Raw genomic sequence first — 24,208 nt, 5'->3', positions numbered from 1 at the left:
GTGCCCTCCCGGGGTCCCCGCACCCCGGGAAGGTGGCTCTCGAACATCGCCGGGGAAGCCCGTAGCATCCCGGCATGCCCAATGGTCAGTGGTTCCCGCCCGAGTGGTCCGGCCGCATCCGCGCGCTCGCCCAGGGCGAGCTCACCGTCGCCCCCGCACGGCGGGCCGCGACCGTGATGCTGCTGCGCGACGCCGTCGACGGACCCTCCGTACATATGCTGCGCCGCAGCACCTCCATGGCCTTCGCCGGGGGTGCCTACGCCTATCCCGGCGGCGGCGTCGACCCGCGCGACGACGACCGGCTCGTCCGCTGGGCGGGCCCGGGGCGCGACGTGTGGGCCCGGCGGCTCGGCGTGGACGCCGCGTCGGCACAGGCCATCGTCTGCGCGGCGGTGCGCGAGACGTACGAGGAGGCCGGCGTCCTGCTGGCGGGGGAGACGGCCGAGACCGTCGTCGGCGACACCACGGGGGACGACTGGGAGGCCGACCGGGCCGCTCTCGTCGACCGTGAGCTGTCCTTCGCGGAATTCCTCGACCGGCGCGGTCTGACACTGCGCAGCGATCTGCTGGCGGCCTGGACCCGGTGGATCACCCCGGAGTTCGAGCCCAAGAGGTACGACACCTGGTTCTTCGTGGCCGCGCTGCCGACCGGGCAGCGTACGCGCAACGCTTCTACGGAGGCCGACCACACGGTGTGGATCCGGCCCGCCGACGCGGCACTCGGATACGACGCGGGCGAACTGCTGATGATGCCCCCCACCGTGGCGACCCTGCGCGAGCTCCAGACGTACGGCTCCGCCGCCGAGGCCCTCGAAGCCGCCGTGGGGCGGGACCTGGCGCCCGTGCTGGCCAGACCGAGGGTGGAGGGTGACGAGGTGGTGCTGAGCTGGCCGGGCCAGGACGAGTTCACCAAGCGCGTGCCGCTGGCGGGTGGGGACCGATGACGGACGCGGCGGCCCTGCCGGGACAGCCGCGCGGAGGCGTCCTGTCGGGCGCCGCGACGGCCCGCGCGGTCAACGTGCTCGCGCCCAACGCGTCGGCGATGACCCTCGACGGCACGAACACCTGGATCCTCTCCGAGCCGGACTCGGGGCTCGCGGTCGTGATCGATCCCGGCCCGCTCGACGAAACGCATCTGCGGGCGGTCGTGGCCACCGCCGAGGAGGCGGGCAAGCGCGTCGCGCTGACCCTCCTCACCCACGGCCACCCGGACCACGCGGAGGGCGCGGCGCGCTTCGCCGAGCTGACCCGTACGCCCGTACGGGCCCTGGACCCGGCGCTGCGCCTCGGCGACGAGGGGCTGGCGGCCGGGGACGTCGTCACCGCGGGCGGGCTGGAGCTGCGCGTCGTGGCGACCCCCGGGCACACCTCCGACTCGCTCTGCTTCCATCTGCCCGCCGACCGCGCGGTGCTGACGGGCGACACGATCCTCGGGCGCGGTACGACGATGGTGGCCCACCCGGACGGCAGGCTCGGCGACTACGTCGACTCGCTGCGGCGGCTGCGCTCGCTCACGGTCGACGACGGCGTCCATACGGTGCTGCCGGGCCACGGCCCCGTACTGGAGGACGCGCAGGGCGCGGTCGAGTACTACCTCGCGCACCGCGCGAGCCGTCTCGCGCAGGTCGAGACGGCGGTGGAGGACGGCTACCGCTCGGCGGCGGAGATCGTGGCGCATGTGTACGGAGGCAGCGGCGTGGACCGGTCCCTGTGGCCGGCGGCGGAGCTGTCGGTGCGGGCGCAGCTGGAGTACCTGCGGGAGCACGGACTGATCCCGGGTCCGTAACGCACGTAACGCACCGGCCCGGGACACCGGCCCGGGACGCCTCAGGGAGGGCCGCCGGGGCATGCGGAAGGCCGCCCGGCTCTCGGTGAGCCGGGCGGCCCTTCCGGTGTGGTCCGGACCTCGGTGGCGTCCGGGTCAGCGCGAGCGCTTCGCGAGGCGTTCGACGTCCAGGAGGATCACCGCGCGGGCCTCCAGACGCAGCCAGCCGCGCTGGGCGAAGTCGGCGAGCGCCTTGTTGACCGTCTCGCGGGACGCGCCGACCAACTGGGCCAGCTCCTCCTGCGTCAGGTCGTGGACGACGTGAATGCCTTCCTCCGACTGCACGCCGAAGCGGCGCGACAGGTCGAGGAGCGCACGGGCGACACGGCCCGGTACGTCGGAGAAGACCAGGTCGGACATCTGGTCGTTCGTCTTGCGCAGGCGCCGGGCGACGGCGCGCAGCAGCGCGGTGGCCACCTCGGGGCGGGCGTTCAGCCAGGGCTGGAGGTCGCCGTGGCCCAGGCCGAGGAGCTTGACCTCGGTGAGGGCGCTCGCGGTGGCGGTGCGCGGGCCCGGGTCGAAGAGCGACAGTTCGCCGATCAGTTCGCCGGGGCCGAGGACGGCCAGCATGTTCTCCCGGCCGTCGGGGGATGTGCGGTGCAGTTTGACCTTGCCCTCGGTGACCACATACAGGCGGTCGCCGGGGTCGCCTTCGTGGAACAGCGCGTCGCCACGGGCGAGCGTCGTCTCACTCATCGAGGCGCGGAGCTCCGCGGCCTGCTCGTCGTCGAGCGCCGCGAAGAGCGGGGCGCGTCGTAGAACGTCGTCCACGAAATCTCTCCTTGTCGACCTGCTCAGGGGACCGTCGATCCCATGATGCCGGACGTGCTGCATGTTCACGGGTGACCGGGGCCGGAGGCAACTCTGTCTCCGTACCGGTCACCCGTTGTCGAAAACGTGCGATCAGTCACAAGTTTGACGTACAGCGGCCGCGAACCGTGCCCCGGGGCCCGATTCGGGTGGTGATCGGCCGGGGCCCGGGGCGGATGTCAGTGCAGGGCTCTAGGCTGGCCGGGTGTCCAACTCGCCGGTGAGAGGGCAGGCCAAGGGAGCTGGAAGAGTGTCACCGAAGCAGAATTCCGCTGTGGGCGAACAGGCCGCCGCGAAGTCGAAAAAAACCACAAAAGCTGCAAAACGTACGAGCGAAAAGCCCGCGGACGTAAAGTCCCCGAGCTCCGAGCGCACGAGCGGCCGGTCCGGGAGCTCGAAGCCCGCGGCCAAGGCCCCGGGCGCCAAGCGGCCGAAGAGCGCCAAGCCGGAGTCGCACCTGGCGATGGTCCGCCGCGCCCGCCGGATAAACCGCGAGCTGGCGGACGTCTATCCGTACGCCCACCCGGAGCTGGACTTCCGCAACCCCTTCGAGCTGCTCGTCGCCACGGTCCTGTCGGCCCAGACGACGGACCTGCGCGTCAACCAGACGACGCCCGCGCTCTTCGCGAAGTACCCGACTCCGGAGGACATGGCCGCCGCCGTGCCCGAGGAGCTGGAGGAGGTCATCCGCCCCACCGGGTTCTTCCGTGCCAAGACGAGGTCGCTCATAGGGCTCTCGACGGCGCTGCGTGACCGTTACGACGGTGAGGTGCCCGGCACGCTGAAGGACCTCGTGACGCTGCCCGGCGTCGGCCGGAAGACGGCCAACGTGGTGCTCGGCAACGCTTTCGGTGTCCCCGGCCTGACCGTCGACACCCACTTCGGCCGACTGGTGCGCCGCTGGAAGTGGACCGACCAGGAAGACCCGGAGAAGGTCGAGGCGGAGATCGCCGCGATCTTCCCCAAGAGCGAGTGGACGATGCTCTCGCATCGGATCATCTTCCACGGACGCCGGGTCTGCCACTCCCGTAAACCCGCCTGCGGCGCCTGCCCGATCGCCCCCCTCTGCCCCTCCTACGGAGAGGGCGAGACCGACCCGGAGAAGGCGAAGAAGCTGCTCAAGTACGAGCTGGGCGGCTATCCGGGACAGCGGCTCTCCCCGCCGCCGGACTACCCGGGCAAGCCCGCACCGCCGCTCGGCACCCCCGCCGGGGCCGAATGACCGCCCGCGCGGTGAGCGCACGGCGGGCCGGAGCCGTATCACCGGACAGACCGGCGCGGCGGGGGCGCCGGCGGGCGGGAGAGGAAGGGCTGCGGCGTATGCGGGCTGGAACGATCCGGGCGACAGCGGGCGTTGTACGTCGGGGGTGCCGATGACACGGGCTGACACGCATGACGCCAGGACCGCACAGACCACGCAGACCGCACGTACAACCGCACGTTCAGCCGAGACGGCACGCGCCGCACGCACCGCGCGTGACGCACCGAGACATGAAAAGGCCGCACGAATCCGCGACGAAGCAGTGACCGACGTCCCCGTCACCACCGAAGGCCTGCCCGCGTGGCTGGCCCCGGTGGTGCACGCCATGCGCACCGTGGCGCCGGAACAGCTGAGCCGTTTCCTGCCGCCCGAGAACGGTCTCGGACGGCAGTCCGCCGTGCTCATCCTCTTCGGTGAGGGCGAGCGCGGCCCGGAGCTGCTGCTGATGGAGCGCGCCAGCACCCTGCGCTCGCACGCCGGACAGGCATCCTTCCCCGGCGGCGCCCTCGACCCCGAGGACGGCGATCCGGCGACGACCGGACCGCTGCGCGCCGCACTGCGGGAGGCCGAGGAGGAGACCGGGCTCGACCCGGCCGGAGTCCAGCTCTTCGGCGTGCTGCCCAAGCTCTACATCCCGGTGAGCGAGTTCGTGGTGACCCCGGTCCTCGGCTGGTGGCACACCCCCAGCCCGGTCGGCGCCGTCGATCTCGCGGAGACGGCCCGGGTCTTCGCCGTCCCCGTGGCGGATCTCACGGACCCGGCCAACCGCGTCATCGCCACACACCCGAGCGGCGTCCACAGCCCCGCCTTCACGGTCGCCTCCGCGCTCGTGTGGGGATTCACCGCCGGCGTGATCGACCGCATTCTGCACTTCTCGGGCTGGGAGCGCCCGTGGGACCGCTCCAAGGAGGTCCCGCTCGACGGGCGCTCATGACACGCTTGCCCAATCGCTGCGCCGACCCGGTTCCACGGGTTCGGCGCGGCGATTCCGCCGCAGGTCCGTCCCCCCGCCCGACGGGGCGACGGGAGACGAATCCGCGAGGCTAGCGAGGCTATTGACAGTGAACGTGCTGGACATCCTGCTGCTGCTCGCGGCCGTATGGTTCGCGATCGTCGGCTACCGCCAGGGATTCGTCGTCGGCATCCTGTCGGTGATCGGTTTCCTCGGCGGCGGTCTCGTCGCGGTCTATCTGCTCCCGGTGCTCTGGGACCAGATCACCGAGGAGGCCGAGGTCACGACGACAGCGACGGTCGTCGCCGTCGTCGTCGTGATCGTGTGCGCCTCCGTGGGACAGGCCTTCACCACCCACCTCGGCAACAAGCTCCGCCGCTACATCACCTGGTCACCGGCGCGCGCCGTGGACGCCACGGGCGGCGCGCTGGTCAATGTGGTCGCGATGCTGCTGGTCGCCTGGCTGATCGGCTCCGCCCTGGCCGGGACCTCGCTGCCGACGCTCGGCAAGGAGGTCCGTAACTCGAAGGTGCTGCTCGGCGTCTCGCGGGTGATGCCGGACCAGACGGCGACCTGGTTCACGGGCTTCTCCTCCGTCCTCGCGGAGAAGGGCTTCCCGCAGGTCTTCAGCCCGTTCGCCAACGAGCCGATCACCGCGGTCGACCCGCCGGACCCCGCGCTCGTCGGCAGCCCCGTCGCGGCCCGCGCGCAGCGCTCCATCGTCAAGGTGGTCGGTACGGCACAGAGTTGCGGCAAGGTCCTCGAAGGCACCGGCTTCGTCTTCGCCGACCGCCGCGTCATGACCAACGCGCATGTCGTCGGCGGCGTGGACGAACCGACCGTGCAGATAGGCGGCGAAGGCCGGCTGTACGACGCGAAGGTCGTCCTCTACGACTGGGAGCGCGACATCGCCGTCCTGGACGTGCCCGACCTGCGCGCCCCTGTGCTCCGGTTCACCGACGAGGACGCCCGCAGCGGCGACAGCGCGATCGTCGCCGGCTTCCCGGAGAACGGCGCGTACGACGTGCGCTCGGCCCGTGTCCGGGGCCGTATCGACGCCAACGGGCCGGACATCTACCGGCGCGGAGAGGTACGGCGCGACGTCTACTCGCTCTTCGCGACGGTCCGCCAGGGCAACTCCGGCGGCCCGCTGCTCACCACCGACGGCCGGGTGTACGGCGTGATCTTCGCCCGCTCGCTCGACGACCCGGACACCGGCTACGCGCTGACGGCCGACGAGATCCGCGAGGACATCGAGCGCGGCCGTACGGCCAACCAGCAGGTCGACAGCCAGGGCTGCGCGCTCTAGGGCGAGAGCTTCGCGCTTCAAGAGGTACGAGCCGCAACGAGGACGGGCCGGGCCAGGGATTCCCTGGCCCGGCCCGGCACTGTCCTCCGTTGTTCCCGCGATCAGTACGTCCGGCTCATTCCGCCTCTTCGCTCCGGTCTTCGTTCCGGTGTTCCCTTGACGCTCCTACTCGCCCCCACCGCTTCCGCCGCGCTTAGCCGCGCTGATGCCGCAGCCGTGCCGAGACCCAACGGGCCCTTCGGCGGAGAATCAGTGGAATACCGAGTCGGAGATCATGCCCCTGATCTTCCGGGCCGCCCCTCTCATGGGTGATCGGCACAGAGGCCGAGCGGCGGTTGCGTGCTGCGTCACCGAAGTCGTGCGTCCAGCCCATACACGGACGTTTGCCCGGGGCCCATGGTCGGTAATCGCCCCGGCGTCGGCCAATTGGCCTATGCGCGAGGCAATTGGCTGTTCGTCGTACAAACGTTCTCGGGGTCACCCGTCGACCGGCCGGACAAGGCGCTGATCAGCGGTCGGGCTCCGGATCCTTGAGCCAGTTGATGAGCTCCGTGGAGAAGGCCACGGGGTCCTCCTCCTGCGGAAAATGGCCAAGACCGTCGAACAGCCGCCAGCGGTACGGCGCTTCGACGTACTCGGCGGACCCGGCCGTACTGCGCGTGCGCATCGCCGAGTCGAGCGACCCGTGCAGCTGGAGGGTCGGCACCCGCACCGGGCGCTTCATCCGACGGTTGAACTGGATCCCGTCCGGCCGCGCCATCGACCGCACCATCCAGCGGTACGGCTCGATCGAGCAGTGCGCCGTCGACGGGATGGTCATCGCCCGCCGGTAGATGTCGACCGTCTTGTCGTCGGGGGGCTGCGGCCCCGACCAGCCGCGGATCAGGTCGCCCACCAACGCCCCGTCGCGCGCGACGAGCTGACGCTCGGGTACCCATGGCCGCTGGAATCCCCAGATGTACGAGCCGGCCCGGCTCTGCGAGAAGTCCGACAGCATCGCCGAGCGCCAGCGGCGCGGGTGCGGCATCGACGACACCACGAGCCGGCGCACCAGCTTCGGCCGCATCACGGCGGCGGTCCAGGCGAGATAACCGCCCAGGTCGTGCCCGACGAGCGCGGCGTCCGGCTCACCGAGCGAGCGGATCACACCGGTGATGTCGAGCGCCAGATTCGCGGGGTCGTAACCCCGGGGCGTACGGTCGCTGCCGCCCACGCCCCGCAGGTCCATCGCGACGGCCCGGTACCCGGCCTCGGCGAGCGCGGGCAGCTGGTGCCGCCAGGTCCACCAGAACTGCGGGAAGCCGTGAAGCAGCAGCACCATCGGCCCGTCGCCCATCTCGGCGATATGAAAGCGGGCTCCGTTGGCGGCCACGTCCCGGTGCGTCCAGGGACCGTCGAGGCGCACATCGGCCGCGACCGTCGCGGGAAGGCTGCCGGGGGTGGAATCGGGGCCGTTTTCGGGGGCGGTCATGCAGACGAGCGTGCCACAGTCTTGCCCGTCTCATGGACCGGGCGGGGGTGCGGCTTCACCGTCTGGAGAACGGCGGCCGTCTCCTTGGCGGACGCGATGCTCTTCTCCGGCGGCTTGACCCGCTTGAACTTCCGCATGGCGATCAGCGCCAGCACCCCCGCGATGAGCAGAAACGCTCCCCCCACGATCAGGAACGACCACGCGAGCCCGAGGCCCCAGTTGTGGATACCGTACGCGGCGGCGAAGCTCAGCACCGGCAGTGAGAAGAGTGCGAACACTCCCGCGATGCCGATCGCGGCGCCGCCCATCGCGCCCCGCTTGGCGTCCTGTCGCAGCTCGGCCTTGGCCAGCGCGATCTCGTCATGCACCAGCGCGGACATCTCGGCCGTGGCCGAGGAGACCAACTGCCCAAGGCTGCGGTCCCCGTTGACCCGGACGGCTGGAACGCCGTCGACAGCGGCGGTGGTGACAGCGGCGTGGCTGCCGGGGTCGCTCATCGTTGACTCCCTCGTTTCGGCTGCGCTCTCGCAGATCTGGGGTATTTCAGGCTCCGCGCCTTCAGATCATGCCGGATGTCAGATCATGCCGGACCGGGGCCGTCATCGCGCGCCGCTGCGGCGTGTTCGGCCAACCGGCGGTGTTCCGCCGCCTTCTTCTCGTGGATGGCGGCCATTCTCAGGTGGTACTCCGGGCTGTCCTGCTCGTAGATATCAGGAATACCGTCCATGTCCTCGTCGCGCTCCTCGGAGTCGTACAGCGCCCGGTACCTACGGACCCTCAGCCGCAGCAGTACGGCGGCGAGTACGGCGGCGATCACCGAGCCCGTCAGGACGGCCGCCTTCACCTCCTCCGTCAGCCCCGGGTCGTCGGTGAAGGCGAGTTCGCCGATGAGCAGCGAGACGGTGAAGCCGATCCCCGCGAGCGTCGACACGGCCAGGATGTCCGGCCAGGTCAGATCCTCGTTCAGGGTCGCGCGGGTGAAGCGCGCGGCCAGCCAGGTGCCGGCGAAGATGCCGAGCGTCTTGCCGACGACGAGCCCGAGCACCACCCCCAGGGTCTCCGGCCGGGTGAAGACGTCGGCGAGCGCGCCACCGCTGATCGAGACACCCGCCGAGAAGAGCGCGAAGAGCGGCACGGCGAGACCGGCCGACAGCGGGCGGACGAGATGTTCGATGCGCTCGCCCGGGGACTGCTTCTCGCCCTCCCGCCTCACGCAGCGGAGCATCAGACCCATCGCGACGCCGGCGACGGTGGCGTGGACGCCGCTGTTGAGCATCAGGGCCCAGATGACGAGGGCCAGCGGGACGTACACGTACCAGCCGCGCACACCCTTCCTCAGGAGGAACCAGAAGACGACGAGCCCGGCGAAGGCGCCGGCCAGCGCCAGGACGTCGATGTCGCTGGTGAAGAAGATCGCGATGATCAGGATCGCGAAGAGGTCGTCCACGACGGCGAGGGTGAGCAGGAAGGCGCGCAGCGCGGACGGCAGTGAGGTGCCGAGGACGGCGAGCACGGCGAGCGCGAAGGCGATGTCGGTGGCTGTGGGGACGGCCCAGCCGTCGGTGGATCCGCCGCCCGCCACGTTGACCAGCAGATAGACGAGAGCGGGCATCACCATGCCGCAGAGCGCCGCGATCACGGGGAGGGCGGCGGCCTTCGGGTCGCGCAGCTCCCCGGCGACCAGTTCGCGCTTCAGCTCGATCCCGGCGACGAAGAAGAAGACCGTGAGCAGCCCGTCGGCGGCCCAGTGCCGGACCGAGAGGTCCAGGCCGAGCGAGGCCGGGCCCAGATGGAAGTCGCCGACGGTCGCGTAACTGCCGCTGACGGGGGTGTTGGCCCAGATCAGCGCGGCGATGGCGGCGAGGAGGAGCAGGACACCGCCGACGGTCTCGGTCCGCAGCGCGCTCGCGAGATACGTCCGCTCGGGAAGCGGGAGGCGTCCGAGGAAATTGCGCGGGGTGGCCACGAAGGGGTCCTCCGGTCGGTTCGGCGGCATGACAGATCACCTGCCGACCAGACTTCCCGGCGCACCTGTGGTTCTTTGTTACATCGTTGACGTGCCGCCCACTTTACAAAAGGCCGCCCCCGGCGCAATGCGCCGGGGGCCGCCACATCGGCCGGACCTACGAGATCAGTCCTCGCTGGTCGCGCTCGGGAGCTGGGTCTGGATCAGCTCCATCACCGAGGAGTCGGTGAGCGTCGTGACATCACCGAGCTGACGGTCCTCGGCGACATCGCGCAGCAGGCGTCGCATGATCTTGCCGGACCGGGTCTTCGGCAGCTCGGCCACCGGCAGGATCCGCTTCGGCTTGGCGATCGGCCCCAGCACCGTACTGACATGGTTGCGCAACTCCGCCACCAGGCCATCGTCCACCGACGCCGTACCCCGCAGGATGACGAAGGCGACGATCGCCTGTCCGGTCGTCTCGTCCGTGGCGCCGACGACGGCCGCCTCGGCGATCTTCGGGTGCGAGACGAGCGCCGACTCGACCTCCGTGGTGGAGATGTTGTGGCCGGACACCAGCATCACGTCGTCGACCCGGCCCAGCAGCCAGAGGTCGCCGTCGTTGTCCTTCTTGGCGCCGTCGCCCGCGAAGTACTTGCCCTCGAAACGCGACCAGTAGGTGTCGATGAACCGCTGGTCGTCGCCCCAGATGGTGCGGAGCATGGACGGCCACGGCTCGGTGAGGACGAGATAACCACCGCCGCCGTCCGGCACCTCGTTGCCGTCGTCGTCCACGACGGTCGCCGAGATACCGGGGAGCGCGCGCTGCGCGGAGCCCGGCTTCGCGGCGGTGACGCCGGGCAGCGGGGAGATCATTATGCCGCCGGTCTCGGTCTGCCACCAGGTGTCCACGACCGGGGTCTTGCCGGCGCCGATGTTCTGCCGGTACCAGATCCAGGCCTCGGGGTTGATCGGCTCACCGACCGAGCCCAGGACGCGCAGCGACGACAGATCGAACTTGGCGGGGATGTCGTCCCCCCACTTCATGAACGTGCGGATCGCTGTCGGCGCCGTGTAGAGGATCGTCACGCCGTACTTCTGGACGATCTCCCAGAACCGCCCCTGGTGCGGGGTGTCGGGCGTCCCCTCGTACATGACCTGCGTCGCGCCGTTGGCCAGCGGCCCGTAGACGATGTACGAGTGGCCGGTCACCCAGCCGACGTCGGCCGTGCACCAGTAGACGTCCGTCTCCGGCTTGAGGTCGAAGACCGCGTGATGGGTGTACGCCACCTGGGTGAGATAGCCACCCGAGGTGTGCAGGATGCCCTTGGGCTTACCCGTCGTGCCGGACGTGTACAGGATGAAGAGCGGGTGCTCGGCGTCGAACGGCTCCGGCGTGTGCTCGGTGGACTGGCGGTCGACGATGTCGTGCCACCACACGTCGCGGCCCTCGCTGAAGGCGGTGTCCTGGCCGGTGCGGCGTACCACCAGGACATGCTCGACCTGCGGGCAGCGGGCGACGGCGTCGTCGATCGCGGGCTTGAGCGCGCTCGGCTTCCCGCGCCGGTAGCCGCCGTCGGAGGTGATGACGAGCTTGGCGTCGGCGTCCTGGATACGGGAGGCGACGGCGTCGGCCGAGAAGCCGCCGAAAACCACGGAGTGCGCGGCGCCGACGCGGGCGCAGGCCAGCATCGCGACGGCCGTCTCGGGGATCATCGGCATATAGATGGCGACGCGGTCGCCCTTGGTCACGCCGAGCTCGGTGAGCGCGTTCGCGGCGCGCGAGACCTCGTCCTTGAGGTCGGCGTAGGTGAGGGAGCGGCTGTCGCCCGGCTCGCCCTCGAAGTGGATGGCGACCCGGTCGCCGTTGCCCGCCTCGACGTGGCGGTCCACGCAGTTGTACGCGACGTTGAGCTCGCCGTCCGCGAACCATTTCGCGAAGGGCGGGTTCGACCAGTCGAGGGTCTCGGTCGGTTCGGTGGCCCAGGTGAGCCGCCGGGCCTGCTCGGCCCAGAAGCCAAGCCTGTCCGCCGCGGCCTGCTCGTACGCCTCCGCTGTCACGTTGGCGTTGGCGGCCAGTTCGGCCGGTGGCGCGAACCTCCGCTCTTCCTTGAGCAGGTTGGCCAGGCTTTCGTTGCTCACGACATCTCCCTTTCCCAGGGCGTCCTATGTGTCCCCGGGCCTAGCTCATCAGGCAGATGCCCGGGTGACAAGGGTCTTCAGGAAATTGGTTTAGACCTATGCGGCTGGGCTGACGAGGGGGCGACAGGAGTAAATGGCCCCGTTCCCCGGCTGTGGTGGGGAACGGGGCCACACATTCTCACGGATGCGGGAGCGCGCAGGTTCAGGCGCGCGACTCCTCGAATGCCGTCGGGGCCACCCGGTTGAACACCTCGTCGGTCCTGTCGCCGTGGCCGTCCTGCTGTCCGTCGGACGCGAGCAGATACGCCTGCGCCTCACCGACATGGAAGTACATGCCGTGCAGTTGGAGCCTTCCCTCGGCGAGGCCCCGGGCCACCGACTCGTGGGCCCGCAGATGCTCCAACTGCTGGACGACATTGGTGAGACAGAGCTGCTCGACCGCGTCGGCGGGCAGCCGCCCGGCGATCCTTGCCCACGCGTGGTCGCGGCTCCTCATCCGCTCCAGGCTCGGCCGGCCGTGCCGGAGCCAGCGGGTGAGGGGGGAGGAGGGCGGGGCGGTGGTGCGGGTGCCCGCGTGCGTGGCGGTGCGGGTGCCGGTCTGCGCGGAGCGCGCCGGGGCCGCGTGCTGGCCGGCCTTGGCGGCGACGCGCCGGGGCTCGTTGTCGGGGGACTTGAGGAGGGCCTGCATCGCGCCGCATCCCGAGTGCCCGCAGACCGTGATCGATTGGACCCGGAGGACATCGACCGCGTACTCGATCGCCGCCGCCACCGAGTCGTCCTGCCCCTGAGCACCCTCCTCCCCAGGAAGGGGGACCAGATTGCCGACATTGCGGACGGTGAACAGATCGCCCGGACCACTCGCCGTGATCATGCTCGTCACCAGACGCGAGTCCGCGCAGGTGAGAAAGAGCTGGGAGGGCTGCTGGCCCTCGCGCGCCAGCCGCGCCAGCTCGCCGCGTACGAGCGGGGCCGTGTTGCGCTGGAACGAGCTGAGCCCACTGGCGAGTTGCCCGCCCTGGACCTTGCTCGCCACCTGTACGTGGTTGGTCTTCCGCCCCTGAGCCGTCGAAGGTTGCTCGACCGGATCTCCGCAGTGGTGGTTACGCCACGCTGTCCACGGCCGGCAGCAACTGCTCGACTCCGACACGGGCTCGGCGGGCTCGGCGATCCGGGCACCCGACCTGCCGGTGAATTCGACCGTCCCGCCCTGCGACAGATGCGCGACCTGCCAGTCGTGCAGCGCCTCGTACGCCGCGTGATCCATGAACGACCCGTCCAACTCGACCACGCAGGGGCTACCCTGCGGCACCTGGTGCAGCAGACGGCTCAGCCGAGGGACGGCCAGGAACGTCAACTGGCCGCGCGCGTGCAGCCGGTGGACCCCGTCCCGCTCGTCCATCGTGATCCGTGTCCGGGTGAGCCGGTACAGCGCGACGGCGACCGCGAGGGCGATACCGATCGCCACCCCTTCCAGGACACCGGTGAACACCACACCGGCCAGCGTCCCCACATAGACGAGCAGTTCGCGATTGCGCCGCACGTTGCGCATGTGCGTGATGTTGACCATCTGCACACCGATCACCATGACCAGTGCCGCGAGCGCGGCCAGCGGGATCAGACCGAGCACGGAGCCCAGGAAGATCGCGGCGATGGCGACCCACAGCCCGTGCAGCATCGTCGAGTGCCGACTCACCGCGCCGGCGGCCACGTTCGCCGCGCTGCGGACGGCGACGCCGGTGATCGGCAGTCCGCCCATGGCGCCGGAGACGATGTTCGCCGCGCCCTGTCCGGACAGCTCCCGGTCCAGCCGGGCGCGCGGGATCTGGACGTCCGGCTCCTTGCGGGCGGCCACCAGCTTGTCGACGGCGACCGCCGACAGAAGTGACTCGACGCTGGCGACCAGGGTGACGGTGAGGACGGCGGCGACCAGTCCGAGCGCAGGCCCCTGCGGCAGCTCGGGGAGCGCGTGGCTGCTCCAGGAGGGCAGATCGACCCGGTCGAGGGTCAGGCCCGCGAGCAGGGCCGCGGCGGTCGCCGCCGCCACCGCCGCGAGGGCGGCGGGCACCTTCCGCGCGATCTGACCCGTACGCCCGGGGATACGCGGCCAGGCGAGCAGGACGGCCACGGTCAGCGCGCTCACGGAGAGCGCGCCCGGGTGCAGATCGGCCAACTGGGCGGGAAGCCCCTGGACGTTGGCGACGGCGGAGCTCTGCGGCGTGCCGCCGAGGACGATGTGCAACTGCGCGAGCGCGATCGTGACGCCGATGCCCGCCAGCATGCCGTGCACGATCGCCGGGCTCACCGCGAGCGCCGAGCGGGCGACGCGCAGGGCGGAGAGGCAGAGTTGGACGAAGCCCGCGAGGACCGTGATGGCGCAGGTGGTGCGCCAGCCGTACTGATGGATCAGGTCGGCGGTGACGACGGTCAGACCGGCCGCCGGACCGCTGACCTGGAGGGGCGCGCCGCCGAAGCGGCCGACCACGAGGCCGCCGACGGCCGCGGCGACGAGACCGGCCTGGAGGGGTGCGCCGGTGGCGAGCGCGATGCCGAGGGAGAGCGGCAGCGCGATCAGGAAGACCGAGATGGAAGCGGAGAAGTCCCCCCCGGCGATCCGGAATCCCCGTCGCCGTCCGCCGGGCCGTGGGGAGCCCGCGCTCTGCTGGTGCTGTGGCTGCTGCTGGTGCTGTGGCTGCTGTTCGTGCTGTTCGTGCTCCGGGCTCTGCCGGCGGTTCGCGCGCATGAAGCGTGGCAGCAACGACGCGCGTCGCTCATGGACCGGGGGAGAGGAGTGGTTCGTGTGGGGGCGGTGGGGCTGGTCTTCACGGGTGGGGACGCAGGCAGACATGGTTCCCGTCTCCTCCGGGGAAGCGCGGTCGCGGGATATGGGGGGACGCGGCCGTGGGTCACGGCGTGCAGTAGCGGGATCATCAACAATCAGTAAATGGATCGTAATGGAGAGTAAAGATTGAGGCATGACTTTCAGGGCAAATGGGGCAAACATTCACCCTTAGCGGTGATTAGTCATTTTGTACGGCTTGTCATACCGGATCCCCTCGGGTCCCAGTGCGACGTTGGCGGCGCTCGGCGCCGTGCTCGGCGTGTCGGCGCTTCAACGCACAGAACCCGAGGGAAGAGGTGGGCGGATGCTGGCCGCCAGAAAGAGGATCGCCTGCGGCGCGGTTGTGACGGCGGTGGCCGTCGGGCTCGCCGGATGTTCCGGGTCGGGATCACCGGAGACGAAGCCCGGGAACACGGCGGGGACCGAGACCGAGGGAGGCGCGCATGGAGCGAAGAAGGGGCCGCCCAAGAGTGCGGTGCGGCTCATCGGCGACGGTTCGACCGCGTACACCGGCGTCCAGCCCGGTGTCCTCAAGCCTGAGCGTCTGAAGCCCGGTCAGAAGCCGCCGCAGTTCGTGGTGTTCTCCTGGGACGGCGCCGGCGAGGACAGCCAGAAGCTCTTCTCCCACTTCCGCGAGGTGGGCAAGAAGTACGACGCGAAGATGACGTACTTCCTCAGCGGCGTCTATCTGCTGCCGAAGGACAAGTCCAAGCAGTACAGCCCGCCGCAGCACGCGGTCGGCCGCTCGGACATCGGCTTCAACGACGCCGAGGGCATCAAGAACACTCTGCGCGAGCTGCGCGGCGCCTGGCAGGACGGCAACGAGATTGGCACCCACTTCAACGGGCACTTCTGCGGCGCGGACGGCGGCGTCGGCACCTGGTCCGTCGAGGAGTGGAAGAGCGAGATCAGCCAGGCCAAGGCCTTCGTCAAGAACTGGAAGACCAACAGCGGCCTGGCGACCGAACCCCCGCTGCCCTTCGACTACGAGAAGGAACTCGTCGGCGCCCGCACGCCCTGCCTGGAAGGGCAGAAGAACATGATGGCGGCGGCGCGGACGATGGGCTTCCGCTACGACTCCAGCGGTGTCGGCAACCAGGTCTGGCCGAAGAAGACCGAGGGTATGTGGGACATCCCGCTCCAGCTCGTCCCGGTGCCCGGCCGGAAGTTCGAGACGCTCTCGATGGACTACAACTTCATGTTCAACCAGTCGAAGACGGTCAACGGCGACCCGTCCCAGCACGTGTACTGGGGAAACCAGATGCGTGACGGTCTGATCCAGGCCTTCGACCGTGCCTACGACGGCAACCGCGCGCCGCTGATCATCGGCAACCACTTCGAGTCGTGGAACGGCGGCACGTACATGCGCGCCGTCGAGGAGACGATCAAGACCGTCTGTGTGAAGGACGGCGTGCGGTGCGTGACGTTCAAGGAACTCGTGGACTGGCTGGACGCGCAGGACCCGGAGACGCTCGAAAGACTGCGGGGGCTGGGCGTCGGCCAGAAGCCGCCGACCGGCTGGCAGGCGTATCTGACGGCGCCCGAGGCGCCCGCCTCACCGCTGGCACCCGCGGCGCCGGGCTCGGCCTCCGCGCCGGCCCCCGCGTCGGCGGACGGCCCGGCGGACGATCCGGCGGACGGTCCGGACGCCGGCCTGAACCCGGGGCCGGACGCGGGCTCGGCTCCTGAAGGAGAACCGGCCGCCGGACGGTGAGTTGAGCGCCTTTGGCGGGGGGCGGGCAGTGCGGGCGGTGGGGGCGGGCGGTACGTCGCTGTGCCGCCCGCACCCACCACCGCTGTCAGCTCGGCTGCGGGAGTGCCGTCTGCTCGCAGAGGACGAACGCCGGGTCGACCTGTGCGGCCAGGTCCGCGCCCGTCTTGGCATTGCCCCAGCTCTCCGCGTTCCTGAGGTGGAAGTGCACCATCTGCCGCGTGTAGCGCTCCCAGTCGCGGTACGCGTACGAGTCCTCCGCCGCGTCCTCCAGCATCTGGAGCGCGACGCGGTTCTCCGCCTCCAGCAGCTCGAACGGGGCGGGGTGGCCCTTCTCCATGGAACGCACCCAGTCCGAGTGCCCGACGGTGACGAGCAGGTCGTCGCCCACCTCGTCCTGGAGGAAGTCCACGTCGTCCTGGGCCTGGACCTTGTTGCCGACGACGTTCAGCGCGATGCCGAAGTCCCGTGCGTACTCCTTGTACTGGCGGTAGACGGACACGCCCTTGCGCGTCGGCTCGACGATCAGGAACGTCATGTCGAACCGGGTGAACAGCCCGGACGCGAAGGAGTCCGAGCCCGCCGTCATGTCGACGACGACGTACTCGTCCGGGCCGTCGACGAGGTGGTTCAGGCAGAGTTCGACCGCGCCGACCTTGGAGTGGTAGCAGGCCACCCCCAGGTCGGACTCGGTGAAGGGCCCGGTGACCATCAGCTGGACGTCGCCGTCGTCCAGCCGGACGGTGCGGGCGCAGGCGTCGTACACCGGATTGGACTCGCGTACCCGCAGGAGCCGGGAGCCCTCGCCCGGAGGCGTCGTCTTGATCATCGAATCGGCGGAGGTGATCCGCTGGTTGGTGCCCCGCAGATACTCCTTGATGAGCGGCAGATGCGCGCCCATCGCCGGCAGCGCGGCGGTCTCGGCCTCGTCGAGGCCGAGCGCGGCCCCGAGATGCTGGTTGATGTCGGCGTCCACCGCGATGACGGGGGCCTCGTTGGCGGTCAGATGGCGGATGAAGAGCGAGGCCAGCGTCGTCTTGCCACTGCCGCCCTTCCCTACGAAAGCGATCTTCATGTTCACCTAGCGTAGTGGCCATGTCGCTGTGCGCTGTCACATCGGGTGAAGAAGACCACTCCAACGTGGGGCGTGCGCTATGGGCGCGTAGCCTTGCTACCTATGAGTACGACAGCCCCGAACGCTTCGCCCGCTCCGCGAGGACACGACCCTCTCGCGACTCTGGGCTCACTGCCGGGCGTCCCCGACGCCGTGGATTCGGTGCGGAAGGCGGTCGACCGCGTCTACGGGCACCGCGTGATGAGACGGCGCAGCAACGAGGTCACCTCCGAAGCCGCGCTGCGCGCCGCGCGCGGGTCGGCGGCGCTCTCCGGCGCGGACTGGGCCCTCGAAGAGGTGCGCAGGCGCAGCGACTTCGGCGCCGCGGCCGACGCGCTGACGGTGGGAGCCGCGCTCAGGCTGACGGCGGAGGCGGGCCAACTCCTCTCGATCTGGCGGCAGTCACCGGTCCGGGTCCTGGCGCGACTGCATCTGGTGGCGGCCGGCGGCGCGGGTGCGGATACGGGTACGGCTCCGGTCGCGGGGGTCGCGGGGGTCGCGGGGGTCGCCGGGGTCGCCGGGGAGACGGTCGGGCGGCCGAGGCTGGCCGGTGAACCGGTCGTCGAGACGCCGGGGTCCGGGAGCCCCAAGCCGCTGATCGAGGCGCCGCTGCCGCCCGCTGACGAGGTGGCCGGACGGCTCGACGGGCTCGCCGAGCTGGTGATCGCGGGGAGTTCCGCTCCCGCGCTCGTCACGGCCGCGGTCGTGCACGGCGAACTGCTGGCGCTGCGACCCTTCGGCTCGTACAACGGCGTGGTGGCGCGGGCCGCCGAGCGGATCGTGCTGGTCGGCAGCGGGCTCGACCCCAAGTCGATCTGCCCGTCCGAGGTCGGGCACGCCGAGCTGGGACGCGCCGCCTATGTGGCGGCCTTCGACGGCTATCTGTCGGGGACGCCGGACGGAATGGCGGCCTGGATTGCCCACTGCGGGCGCGCGGTCGAGCTGGGTGTCAGGGAGTCCACGGCCGTATGCGAGGCCCTTCAGCGGGGCGCGGCCTGAGGCGTCCCCGCCTCAACGCCTGGACGAGGCGGTACCTCTTCGGTACCGACAGAAATGCGGCGGTACCGAAGAGGTACCGCCGCTGGCACGTCCACCGAGTTACCAAGCGTCCTCGTTGTTTGCCCATCAGGTCGGGAACGTGGCCCGTCACCTGGTGCGGCTGGCCCGTATTCGACGGGTCGACGTCGCGTGGGTACTCGGTTTTCATGCTCGGTCCGTGGGGCCTGGGTGCGTGTGAAGGTCATCCTCTCGGATGTCCTTGGTCTCGCGGGCCGTTGATTCCTTTGTACTCCTGTCCGTGGGGAAGCGAAAGACCTCTCTCTACGACTTTACTTTTAGGTTCAAATATGGATGAACTACCCGGCCGTGGCAGGTCAGGTCACGCGGAGGCGGCCTGACGGCGACGGCTCGTGTACCAGACGAGTCCCGCCGTGGCGGCCGCCGCGCCCACCGCTGCCGCCACGACGAGCGCCGGCCGCGGAGGCATCGAGAACGCGGGCAGCCGCTGCTTCAGCCGGACCGGCCGGTTGAAGACGAGAATCGGCCAATCGCGGGCCGTCGCCTCACGCCGCAGCGTCCGGTCCGGATTGACCGCGTACGGGTGGCCGACCGACTGGAGCATCGGCAGATCGGTGGCGGAGTCGCTGTACGCGTAACAGCGGTCCAGGTCGTAACCCTCGGACGCGGCGAGCGCCTTGACCGCCGCGGCCTTGGTCGGCCCGTAGGCGTAGTACTCGATCTCGCCGGTGAAGCAGCCGTCCTCGCCGACGACCATGCGGGTCGCCACGACCCTGTCCGCGCCGAGGAGTTCGCCGATCGGCTCGACGACCTCGGCGCCGGAGGTGGAGACGATCACCACATCGCGTCCGGCCGTGTGGTGATCTTCGATGAGGGAGGCGGCCTCGTCGTAGATGATGGGGTCGATGAGATCGTGCAGCGTCTCGGCGACGATCTCCTTGACCTGCTGGACGTTCCAGCCCTTGCAGAGCGCGGAGAGGTACTCGCGCATGCGCTCCATCTGATCGTGATCGGCGCCGCCGGCGAGAAAGACGAACTGCGTGTATGCCGTGCGCAGTACGGCTCGGCGGTTGATCAGTCCGCCTTGATAGAAGGACTTGCTGAAGGTCAACGTCGACGACTTCGCAATGACCGTCTTGTCCAGGTCAAAGAAGGCCGCTGTGCGAGGCAAGGAGTGGTTTTCCACGAAGTCGAGCATAGGCGCCCACCATTCGGCGTAAGGTACGGCGCGTGGGTTTGCCTGAGAAGGCTCTCGGGTACACCATGGAAGTCACGGATCGTTCGCGACCGTGCTCACCTGGTCCGGCTCCTCCCCCCCGAGTCGGTCTGGGGGACGACCCCCGCTCTCCCCCCCGGCGGGGGTCGTCGCATGTCCGGACGCGTTTCTGAGGCTCGGGCCTCCGCTCTCCACACGCTCCCTCCCCCCTTGACGCCTCGCGTGCGTGGGTCTGATTCGCACTCTACCCGTCACTGTGTGTAGTTGCCAGGGTGCTCTGAGAAGTCACCGGTATGAGCTACGGAGATATTCACAACCGGCGAGTTATCCACAGCTTTTGAGCAAGATCCACACGTTTTTTCCGCGCGATGCAGGGTGATTTCCCACCGCGAAAGTTCGCGGTAGCCGGAATCGCAGATGCCGGATCACTCCGAGATCGCTGAGAGCCCACTGAGCGGATGCCCTTCAGGTGTCCCCGGGTGATGTGGGTGAGCGCCTTCGGCGGTGACCGCGGACGTTGATCCGGGATCACGGTAATAGGGGGTGGAGAGAATGGCTGGATTCATGACGTCCGAGCGCTCGCCGGTCGCCGAGGGGCGCCGGACCGGGCCGCTGATCGTTACCGAGGACGCCGACCTGCTCGATGATCTGCTGCGGCTGTGCGCCGCCGCGGGCGCCGAACCGGAAGTGCACCATTCCGTGCCCGAGCGGCGGGGCGGCTGGGAGTCCGCGCCGCTGGTGCTGGTGGGCGACGACGCGGCCGTCCGCTGCCGGTCCGCCACCCGGCGCCAAGGGGTGCTGCTGGTCGGCCGGGACCAGGACGACCCGGACGTATGGCGGCGGGCCGTCGAGATCGGCGCCGACTGTGTGCTCCGCCTGCCCGATGCAGAGAGCTGGCTCGTCGACCGGATCGCCGATGTCGTCGAAGGGGTGGGACGGCAGGCGCTGACCGTCGGGGTGATCGGCGGCCGGGGCGGAGCCGGGGCCTCGACGCTGGCCTGCGCCCTGGCCGTCACGGCGGCCCGCCAGGGGCTCCGGACCATGCTCATCGACGGTGACCCGCTCGGTGGTGGGCTCGACGTGCTGCTCGGCGGCGAGCGGGCCGAGGGCCGCCGGTGGCCGGATTTCGCCGCCTCCAAGGGGCGGGTGGCGGGGGCGCGCTGGAGGAGTCACTGCCCCGTCTGCACGATCTGCGCCTGCTGAGCTGGGATCGCGGCGACTCCGTCCTCGTGCGGCCGGAGGCCATGCGCTCCGTCCTCGCGGCGGCCCGCAGGAGGGGCGGCGTCGTGGTCGTGGATCTCCCGCGCCGGATCGACGAGGCCGGGGCGGAGGCGCTCGCGCAGTTGGACGTCGGCCTGCTGGTGGTGCCGGGGGAGCTGCGGGCCGTCGCGGCCGCGAGCCGGGTCGCGTCCTTGGTGGGCATGGTCCTGCCGGACCTGCGGGCGGTCGTGCGTGGGCCGTACGCCACCGGGCTGGACGACAGGTGGGTGGCGGACGCGCTGCGGCTCCCGCTCGTGGGTGAACTGCCCGCGGAGCCGGGTCTGTTGGCCGCCCAGGAAGACGGGTCGCCGCCAGGGGCGAGCGCGCGGGGTCCGCTGGCGCGCTTCTGCGCCGCGTTCTGGGAGCGGGCGCTCGCGGGCGCCGGGGACGGGAGTGTGACCGCGTGAGCGCCGTGGCGCGGGCGAGGGGCGCGCAGGTCGGTGGAGCGCTTCTGGACGCCGTACGGCAGCGTCTGGCGGAGAGCGGGGCCGAGCCGACCCCGGCGCGCGTGGCGGCGGCTCTGAGGGCCCAGGGGAGGCTCCTGGGGGACACGGAAGTGCTCGGTGCGGCGGAGGAGTTGAGGCGCGAGCTGGTCGGGACGGGCCCGCTGGAGCCCCTGCTGGCCGATCCCTCCGTGACCGACGTGCTGGTCTCGGCGCCCGACCGGGTCTGGGTGGACCGGGGCGGTGGGCTGGAGCTGACGGACGTGTCGTTCGCGGACGTCTCTGCCGTACGGAGACTGGCGCAGCGGCTCGCCGCCGTGGCGGGCAGGCGGCTGGACGACGCGCGCCCCTGGGTGGACGCGCGGCTGCCCGACGGGACACGTATGCACGCGGTGCTGCCCCCGGTGGCCGTCGGATCGACGTATCTGTCGCTGCGGGTCGTACGTCCCCGGGCCTTCTCCCCGGCCGAACTGACCGCCGCGGGGACGCTGCCGCCCGGCGGCGAGGGACTGCTGCGGGCGCTGATCGAGGCGCGGGTGTCGTTCCTGATCAGTGGCGGCACGGGCTCGGGGAAGACGACGCTCCTCTCGGCCCTGCTCGGTCTGGTGGGGGAGCGCGAGCGGATCGTACTGGCCGAGGACTCCTCGGAGTTGAGGCCCGACCACCCGCATGTGGTGCGGCTGGAGGCACGGCCGGCGAACCAGGAAGGCGCGGGCGAGGTGACCCTGCGGGACCTGGTGCGCCAGGCACTGCGGATGAGGCCCGACCGGCTGGTGGTCGGGGAGGTGCGAGGAGCGGAGGTGACTGAACTCCTCGCAGCTTTGAACACCGGCCACGAGGGAGGCTGCGGGACGGTTCACGCGAACACCGCCGCTGATGTCGCCGCGCGGCTGGAGGCGCTGGGCACGGCCGCCGGTCTCGACCGGGCAGCTCTGCACAGCCAGTTGGCGGCGGCCCTGTCGGTGGTGCTCCATCTCGTACGTGACCGGGCCGGGCGTCGTCGTATCGCCGAGGTGCATGTGCTGGAGCGTGACGGGGCGGGGCTGGTGGTGACGGTGCCCGCGTTGCGCTGGGCCCCGGAGGGGTTCGGGTACGAACGGGGCTGGCCGAGGCTGCGGTCGCTGATCGGCGGTGTGCTGTGATGGCGACGCCGTTCCCGGCCGCCATGCCACTGGGCGTCTTCTGCGCGGTGTTGTGCGCCGCGCTGGCGGTCTGGGAGCGGCTGGAGCGGGGCCGGGCCTCGCGGCGGGCGGAGTTGCTGTTCGGTGTCGGTGGCGGCGGTGGCCGCACGTTCGGGACCGGGCGGGCGGTGAGGCGGAAGGCGGCGCCGCCCTGGCGGCGCGCGGCGAAGGCGATTCGCGGTGGGCTGACCGGGCTGGGCAGGGAGTGGCTCTGTCTGCCCGTCGCGGCGGCGCTCGCTCTGTGGGGTGAGTCGGTGCTGCCGCTGGTCGCGGGCGCGGCGGCCGTGCCGCTCGTGGGGCGACGGCTGCGGGCCGCGGAGACGAGACGGGCTGCCGAGCGCCGGGCCGGGGCCGTGCGGGTCCTGTGCGACGTGCTCGTGGGGGAGTTGAGAGCCGGAGCGCAGCCGGCGGAAGGGCTTACGGCGGCCGTCCGGGCGGTCGGCCATGACCTGAGCGGCGCGGAACTCGCCCTGGTGGTCGCGGCTGCCCGCTTCGGCGGCGATGTCCCCGAGGCTCTGCGCAAGGCAGCCCGGCAACGGGGTGCGGAAGGTCTTGTCGGGGTCGCGGCCTGCTGGCGCGTCGCCGTTGATGGTGGGGCGGGACTGGCCGCCGGGCTCGACAGGCTGCGTGCGGCATTACGGGCGCAGCAGGACCAACGGGATTCCATGCGGGCTCAGTTGACCGGCGCGTGGTCCACGGTCGTGGTGCTGGCGCTTCTGCCCGTGGTGGGTCTGGCGATGGGCTGGGCCATGGGCGCCGACCCGATGAGCGTCCTGCTGCACACCCCTGCCGGTCTGGGCTGTCTGGTGGTGGGCGGGCTGCTGGAGGCGATGGGTTTCTGGTGGGCCGGGCGGATCGTGCGGGGCGGGAGCGTCGGCGCGAACGCGGGCGGGGGGGCGTCATGAACGGGCCGATCACAGAAGGGGACCTTGTCCACAGCCTGTGGGTGACGGCCTCGTTGCTGGCGGCGGTGGTGTCCGTGGTCCTCGCGTGGTGGGGGTGGCGGCGCGAACGGACGGCGCGCGGGCGGCTGGTGGCGCTGTTCGGCATGGAGGTGTCACCCACTGAGCGTGGCGCGCGGACGGAGTACGGAGCGTGGCTCCGGCGATGGGGTCCGCCGCTGGGGGCCGTGTGCCTCGGCTGGGCTCTGATCGGTGGGCCGGTCGGGCTGGTGGTGGGGCTCGCGGGGGCGTACGGCGTCCGGCGATGGCCGCGTACCCATGAGCAGGAGACCGGCGCGGCGACGGATCAGGACGTGAGGGAGGCCGAGCGCCAATTGCCACTCGCCGCCGATCTGTTGGCCGCCTGTGTCTCGGCCGGCGCCGGGCCGCGCGAGGCGGCGGAGGCGGTGGGTGAGTCGCTGGGCGGGCCGGTGGGAGACCGGTTGGTGGGTACGGCGGCGGCCCTGCGGCTCGGGGGCGAACCGGTCCTGACGTGGGGGCGGTTCGGGGAGATACCGGGCGCCGCCGAGCTGGCCCGCTGTCTGGAGCGGGCCGGGTCCACGGGAGCGCCGGCGGCGGAGGCGGTCTCCCGGGTGGCCGACGACCTCAGGGCGGCACGTGCCCGGCAGGCCGCGGCGCGCGCGGGCCGGGCCCAGGTGCTGATCACCGCTCCGGTGGGGCTGTGCTTCCTGCCCGCCTTTCTGGCGGTGGGGGTGGCCCCGGTGGTGATCGGGCTCGCGACCGGGCTGTTGCGCGGCAACTGAGCCGCGC

Annotated in this window: 19 protein-coding genes and 1 pseudogene; 11 read left to right on the top strand and 9 right to left on the bottom strand. The window is 70.9% G+C overall.

Features of this window, described 5'->3' with window-relative positions; translation table 11 throughout:
* Nucleotides 1–74: 74 nt before the first annotated feature.
* On the top strand, nt 75–944 hold the full coding sequence (locus tag IEY79_RS19875) for an NUDIX hydrolase (protein WP_189108872.1): 870 nt from the start codon (nt 75–77) through the stop codon (nt 942–944).
* Entirely contained in the window at nt 941–1,786 is an 846-nt protein-coding gene (locus IEY79_RS19870) for an MBL fold metallo-hydrolase (protein ID WP_189108871.1), read from the top strand. The genes IEY79_RS19875 and IEY79_RS19870 overlap by 4 nt, the downstream gene beginning before the upstream one ends.
* A gap of 135 nt (nt 1,787–1,921) precedes the next feature.
* Here IEY79_RS19870 and IEY79_RS19865 read toward each other — a convergent pair whose 3' ends face one another.
* Nucleotides 1,922–2,596, bottom strand: coding sequence for a Crp/Fnr family transcriptional regulator (locus IEY79_RS19865; RefSeq protein WP_023539685.1), 675 nt, complete (start codon nt 2,594–2,596; stop codon nt 1,922–1,924).
* A gap of 244 nt (nt 2,597–2,840) precedes the next feature.
* Here IEY79_RS19865 and nth point away from each other — a divergent pair, with 244 nt between their 5' ends.
* From nth to IEY79_RS19850, 3 genes are all read left to right on the top strand, one after another.
* Nucleotides 2,841–3,857 carry an endonuclease III gene (gene nth / locus IEY79_RS19860; protein ID WP_189108870.1) on the top strand — a complete coding sequence of 339 codons (1,017 nt, stop codon included), beginning with the start codon at nt 2,841–2,843 and terminating at the stop codon, nt 3,855–3,857.
* Nucleotides 3,858–4,221: 364 nt separating this feature from the next.
* On the top strand, nt 4,222–4,830 hold the full coding sequence (locus IEY79_RS19855) for an NUDIX hydrolase (protein ID WP_229700990.1): 609 nt from the start codon (nt 4,222–4,224) through the stop codon (nt 4,828–4,830).
* A gap of 127 nt (nt 4,831–4,957) precedes the next feature.
* Complete coding sequence (locus tag IEY79_RS19850) at nt 4,958–6,157, top strand: MarP family serine protease (protein WP_189108868.1); 1,200 nt, start codon at nt 4,958–4,960, stop codon at nt 6,155–6,157.
* Nucleotides 6,158–6,350: 193 nt separating this feature from the next.
* Here the strand turns inward: IEY79_RS19850 and IEY79_RS37410 are convergent, their stop codons facing one another.
* The 6 genes from IEY79_RS37410 to IEY79_RS19825 all read right to left on the bottom strand — a co-directional run bounded on the left by IEY79_RS37410 (nt 6,351) and on the right by IEY79_RS19825 (nt 14,560).
* Entirely contained in the window at nt 6,351–6,530 is a 180-nt protein-coding gene (locus IEY79_RS37410; protein ID WP_229700978.1) for a hypothetical protein, read from the bottom strand.
* A gap of 135 nt (nt 6,531–6,665) precedes the next feature.
* On the bottom strand, nt 6,666–7,628 hold the full coding sequence (locus IEY79_RS19845) for an alpha/beta fold hydrolase (RefSeq protein WP_229700977.1): 963 nt from the start codon (nt 7,626–7,628) through the stop codon (nt 6,666–6,668).
* Nucleotides 7,625–8,125 carry a phage holin family protein gene (locus IEY79_RS19840; RefSeq protein WP_189108867.1) on the bottom strand — a complete coding sequence of 167 codons (501 nt, stop codon included), beginning with the start codon at nt 8,123–8,125 and terminating at the stop codon, nt 7,625–7,627. The genes IEY79_RS19845 and IEY79_RS19840 overlap by 4 nt, the downstream gene beginning before the upstream one ends.
* An 83-nt stretch (nt 8,126–8,208) precedes the next feature.
* Nucleotides 8,209–9,624, bottom strand: coding sequence for a Na+/H+ antiporter NhaA (gene nhaA, locus IEY79_RS19835; protein WP_189108866.1), 1,416 nt, complete (start codon nt 9,622–9,624; stop codon nt 8,209–8,211).
* Nucleotides 9,625–9,759: 135 nt separating this feature from the next.
* Complete coding sequence (gene acs / locus IEY79_RS19830; RefSeq protein ID WP_189108865.1) at nt 9,760–11,715, bottom strand: acetate--CoA ligase; 1,956 nt, start codon at nt 11,713–11,715, stop codon at nt 9,760–9,762.
* A gap of 202 nt (nt 11,716–11,917) precedes the next feature.
* A complete protein-coding gene (locus IEY79_RS19825) occupies nt 11,918–14,560 on the bottom strand; it encodes a SulP family inorganic anion transporter (RefSeq protein ID WP_229700976.1) in 2,643 nt (880 codons plus the stop codon).
* A 298-nt stretch (nt 14,561–14,858) separates the two neighbouring features.
* Between IEY79_RS19825 and IEY79_RS19820 the strand changes: the two genes are divergently transcribed.
* Nucleotides 14,859–16,268 (top strand): polysaccharide deacetylase family protein, encoded by a 1,410-nt coding sequence (locus IEY79_RS19820; protein WP_189108864.1) that lies wholly within the window; start codon nt 14,859–14,861, stop codon nt 16,266–16,268.
* An 85-nt stretch (nt 16,269–16,353) separates the two neighbouring features.
* On the opposite strand, the gene IEY79_RS19815 is transcribed toward IEY79_RS19820, so the two are convergent.
* Nucleotides 16,354–17,340, bottom strand: a complete 987-nt coding sequence (locus tag IEY79_RS19815; protein WP_189108863.1) for an ATP-binding protein — start codon at nt 17,338–17,340, stop codon at nt 16,354–16,356.
* Between the two features lie 102 nt (nt 17,341–17,442).
* On the opposite strand from IEY79_RS19815, the gene IEY79_RS19810 reads away from it, so the two are divergent.
* Nucleotides 17,443–18,378 (top strand): Fic family protein, encoded by a 936-nt coding sequence (locus IEY79_RS19810; protein WP_189108862.1) that lies wholly within the window; start codon nt 17,443–17,445, stop codon nt 18,376–18,378.
* Between the two features lie 379 nt (nt 18,379–18,757).
* Here the strand turns inward: IEY79_RS19810 and IEY79_RS19805 are convergent, their stop codons facing one another.
* Nucleotides 18,758–19,594 carry an HAD family hydrolase gene (locus tag IEY79_RS19805; protein ID WP_189108861.1) on the bottom strand — a complete coding sequence of 279 codons (837 nt, stop codon included), beginning with the start codon at nt 19,592–19,594 and terminating at the stop codon, nt 18,758–18,760.
* 570 nt (nt 19,595–20,164) lie between these two features.
* Here IEY79_RS19805 and ssd point away from each other — a divergent pair.
* The 4 genes and pseudogenes from ssd to IEY79_RS19785 all read left to right on the top strand — a co-directional run bounded on the left by ssd (nt 20,165) and on the right by IEY79_RS19785 (nt 24,201).
* Nucleotides 20,165–21,279: pseudogene (gene ssd / locus IEY79_RS19800) on the top strand (septum site-determining protein Ssd).
* Entirely contained in the window at nt 21,276–22,457 is a 1,182-nt protein-coding gene (locus tag IEY79_RS19795; RefSeq protein ID WP_229700975.1) for a TadA family conjugal transfer-associated ATPase, read from the top strand. The pseudogene ssd and the gene IEY79_RS19795 overlap by 4 nt, the downstream one beginning before the upstream one ends.
* Nucleotides 22,457–23,401, top strand: coding sequence for a type II secretion system F family protein (locus IEY79_RS19790; RefSeq protein WP_189108860.1), 945 nt, complete (start codon nt 22,457–22,459; stop codon nt 23,399–23,401). The genes IEY79_RS19795 and IEY79_RS19790 overlap by 1 nt, the downstream gene beginning before the upstream one ends.
* Entirely contained in the window at nt 23,398–24,201 is an 804-nt protein-coding gene (locus tag IEY79_RS19785; protein WP_189108859.1) for a type II secretion system F family protein, read from the top strand. Before IEY79_RS19790 ends, IEY79_RS19785 begins: the two co-directional genes overlap by 4 nt.
* Nucleotides 24,202–24,208 lie beyond the last annotated feature (7 nt).

The organism is Streptomyces camponoticapitis (assembly GCF_014646115.1).
Lineage (GTDB): Bacteria > Actinomycetota > Actinomycetes > Streptomycetales > Streptomycetaceae > Streptomyces > Streptomyces camponoticapitis.
This window is presented reverse-complemented; position numbering and strand designations above follow the sequence as displayed.

Bases quoted from the DNA above. Each gene is read 5' to 3' on its own strand.
- IEY79_RS19840 (WP_189108867.1), bottom strand. From the start codon at position 8,125: ATGAGCGACCCCGGCAGCCACGCCGCTGTCACCACCGCCGCTGTCGAC.
- IEY79_RS19815 (WP_189108863.1), bottom strand. From the start codon at position 17,340: ATGAAGATCGCTTTCGTAGGGAAGGGCGGCAGTGGCAAGACGACGCTG.
- IEY79_RS19790 (WP_189108860.1), top strand. From the start codon at position 22,457: ATGGCGACGCCGTTCCCGGCCGCCATGCCACTGGGCGTCTTCTGCGCG.
- IEY79_RS19875 (WP_189108872.1), top strand. From the start codon at position 75: ATGCCCAATGGTCAGTGGTTCCCGCCCGAGTGGTCCGGCCGCATCCGC.
- IEY79_RS37410 (WP_229700978.1), bottom strand. From the start codon at position 6,530: ATGGGCTGGACGCACGACTTCGGTGACGCAGCACGCAACCGCCGCTCG.
- IEY79_RS19870 (WP_189108871.1), top strand. From the start codon at position 941: ATGACGGACGCGGCGGCCCTGCCGGGACAGCCGCGCGGAGGCGTCCTG.
- IEY79_RS19855 (WP_229700990.1), top strand. From the start codon at position 4,222: ATGCGCACCGTGGCGCCGGAACAGCTGAGCCGTTTCCTGCCGCCCGAG.
- nhaA (WP_189108866.1), bottom strand. From the start codon at position 9,624: ATGCCGCCGAACCGACCGGAGGACCCCTTCGTGGCCACCCCGCGCAAT.
- IEY79_RS19810 (WP_189108862.1), top strand. From the start codon at position 17,443: ATGAGTACGACAGCCCCGAACGCTTCGCCCGCTCCGCGAGGACACGAC.
- IEY79_RS19785 (WP_189108859.1), top strand. From the start codon at position 23,398: ATGAACGGGCCGATCACAGAAGGGGACCTTGTCCACAGCCTGTGGGTG.
- IEY79_RS19845 (WP_229700977.1), bottom strand. From the start codon at position 7,628: ATGACCGCCCCCGAAAACGGCCCCGATTCCACCCCCGGCAGCCTTCCC.
- IEY79_RS19805 (WP_189108861.1), bottom strand. From the start codon at position 19,594: ATGCTCGACTTCGTGGAAAACCACTCCTTGCCTCGCACAGCGGCCTTC.
- IEY79_RS19820 (WP_189108864.1), top strand. From the start codon at position 14,859: ATGCTGGCCGCCAGAAAGAGGATCGCCTGCGGCGCGGTTGTGACGGCG.
- IEY79_RS19825 (WP_229700976.1), bottom strand. From the start codon at position 14,560: ATGTCTGCCTGCGTCCCCACCCGTGAAGACCAGCCCCACCGCCCCCAC.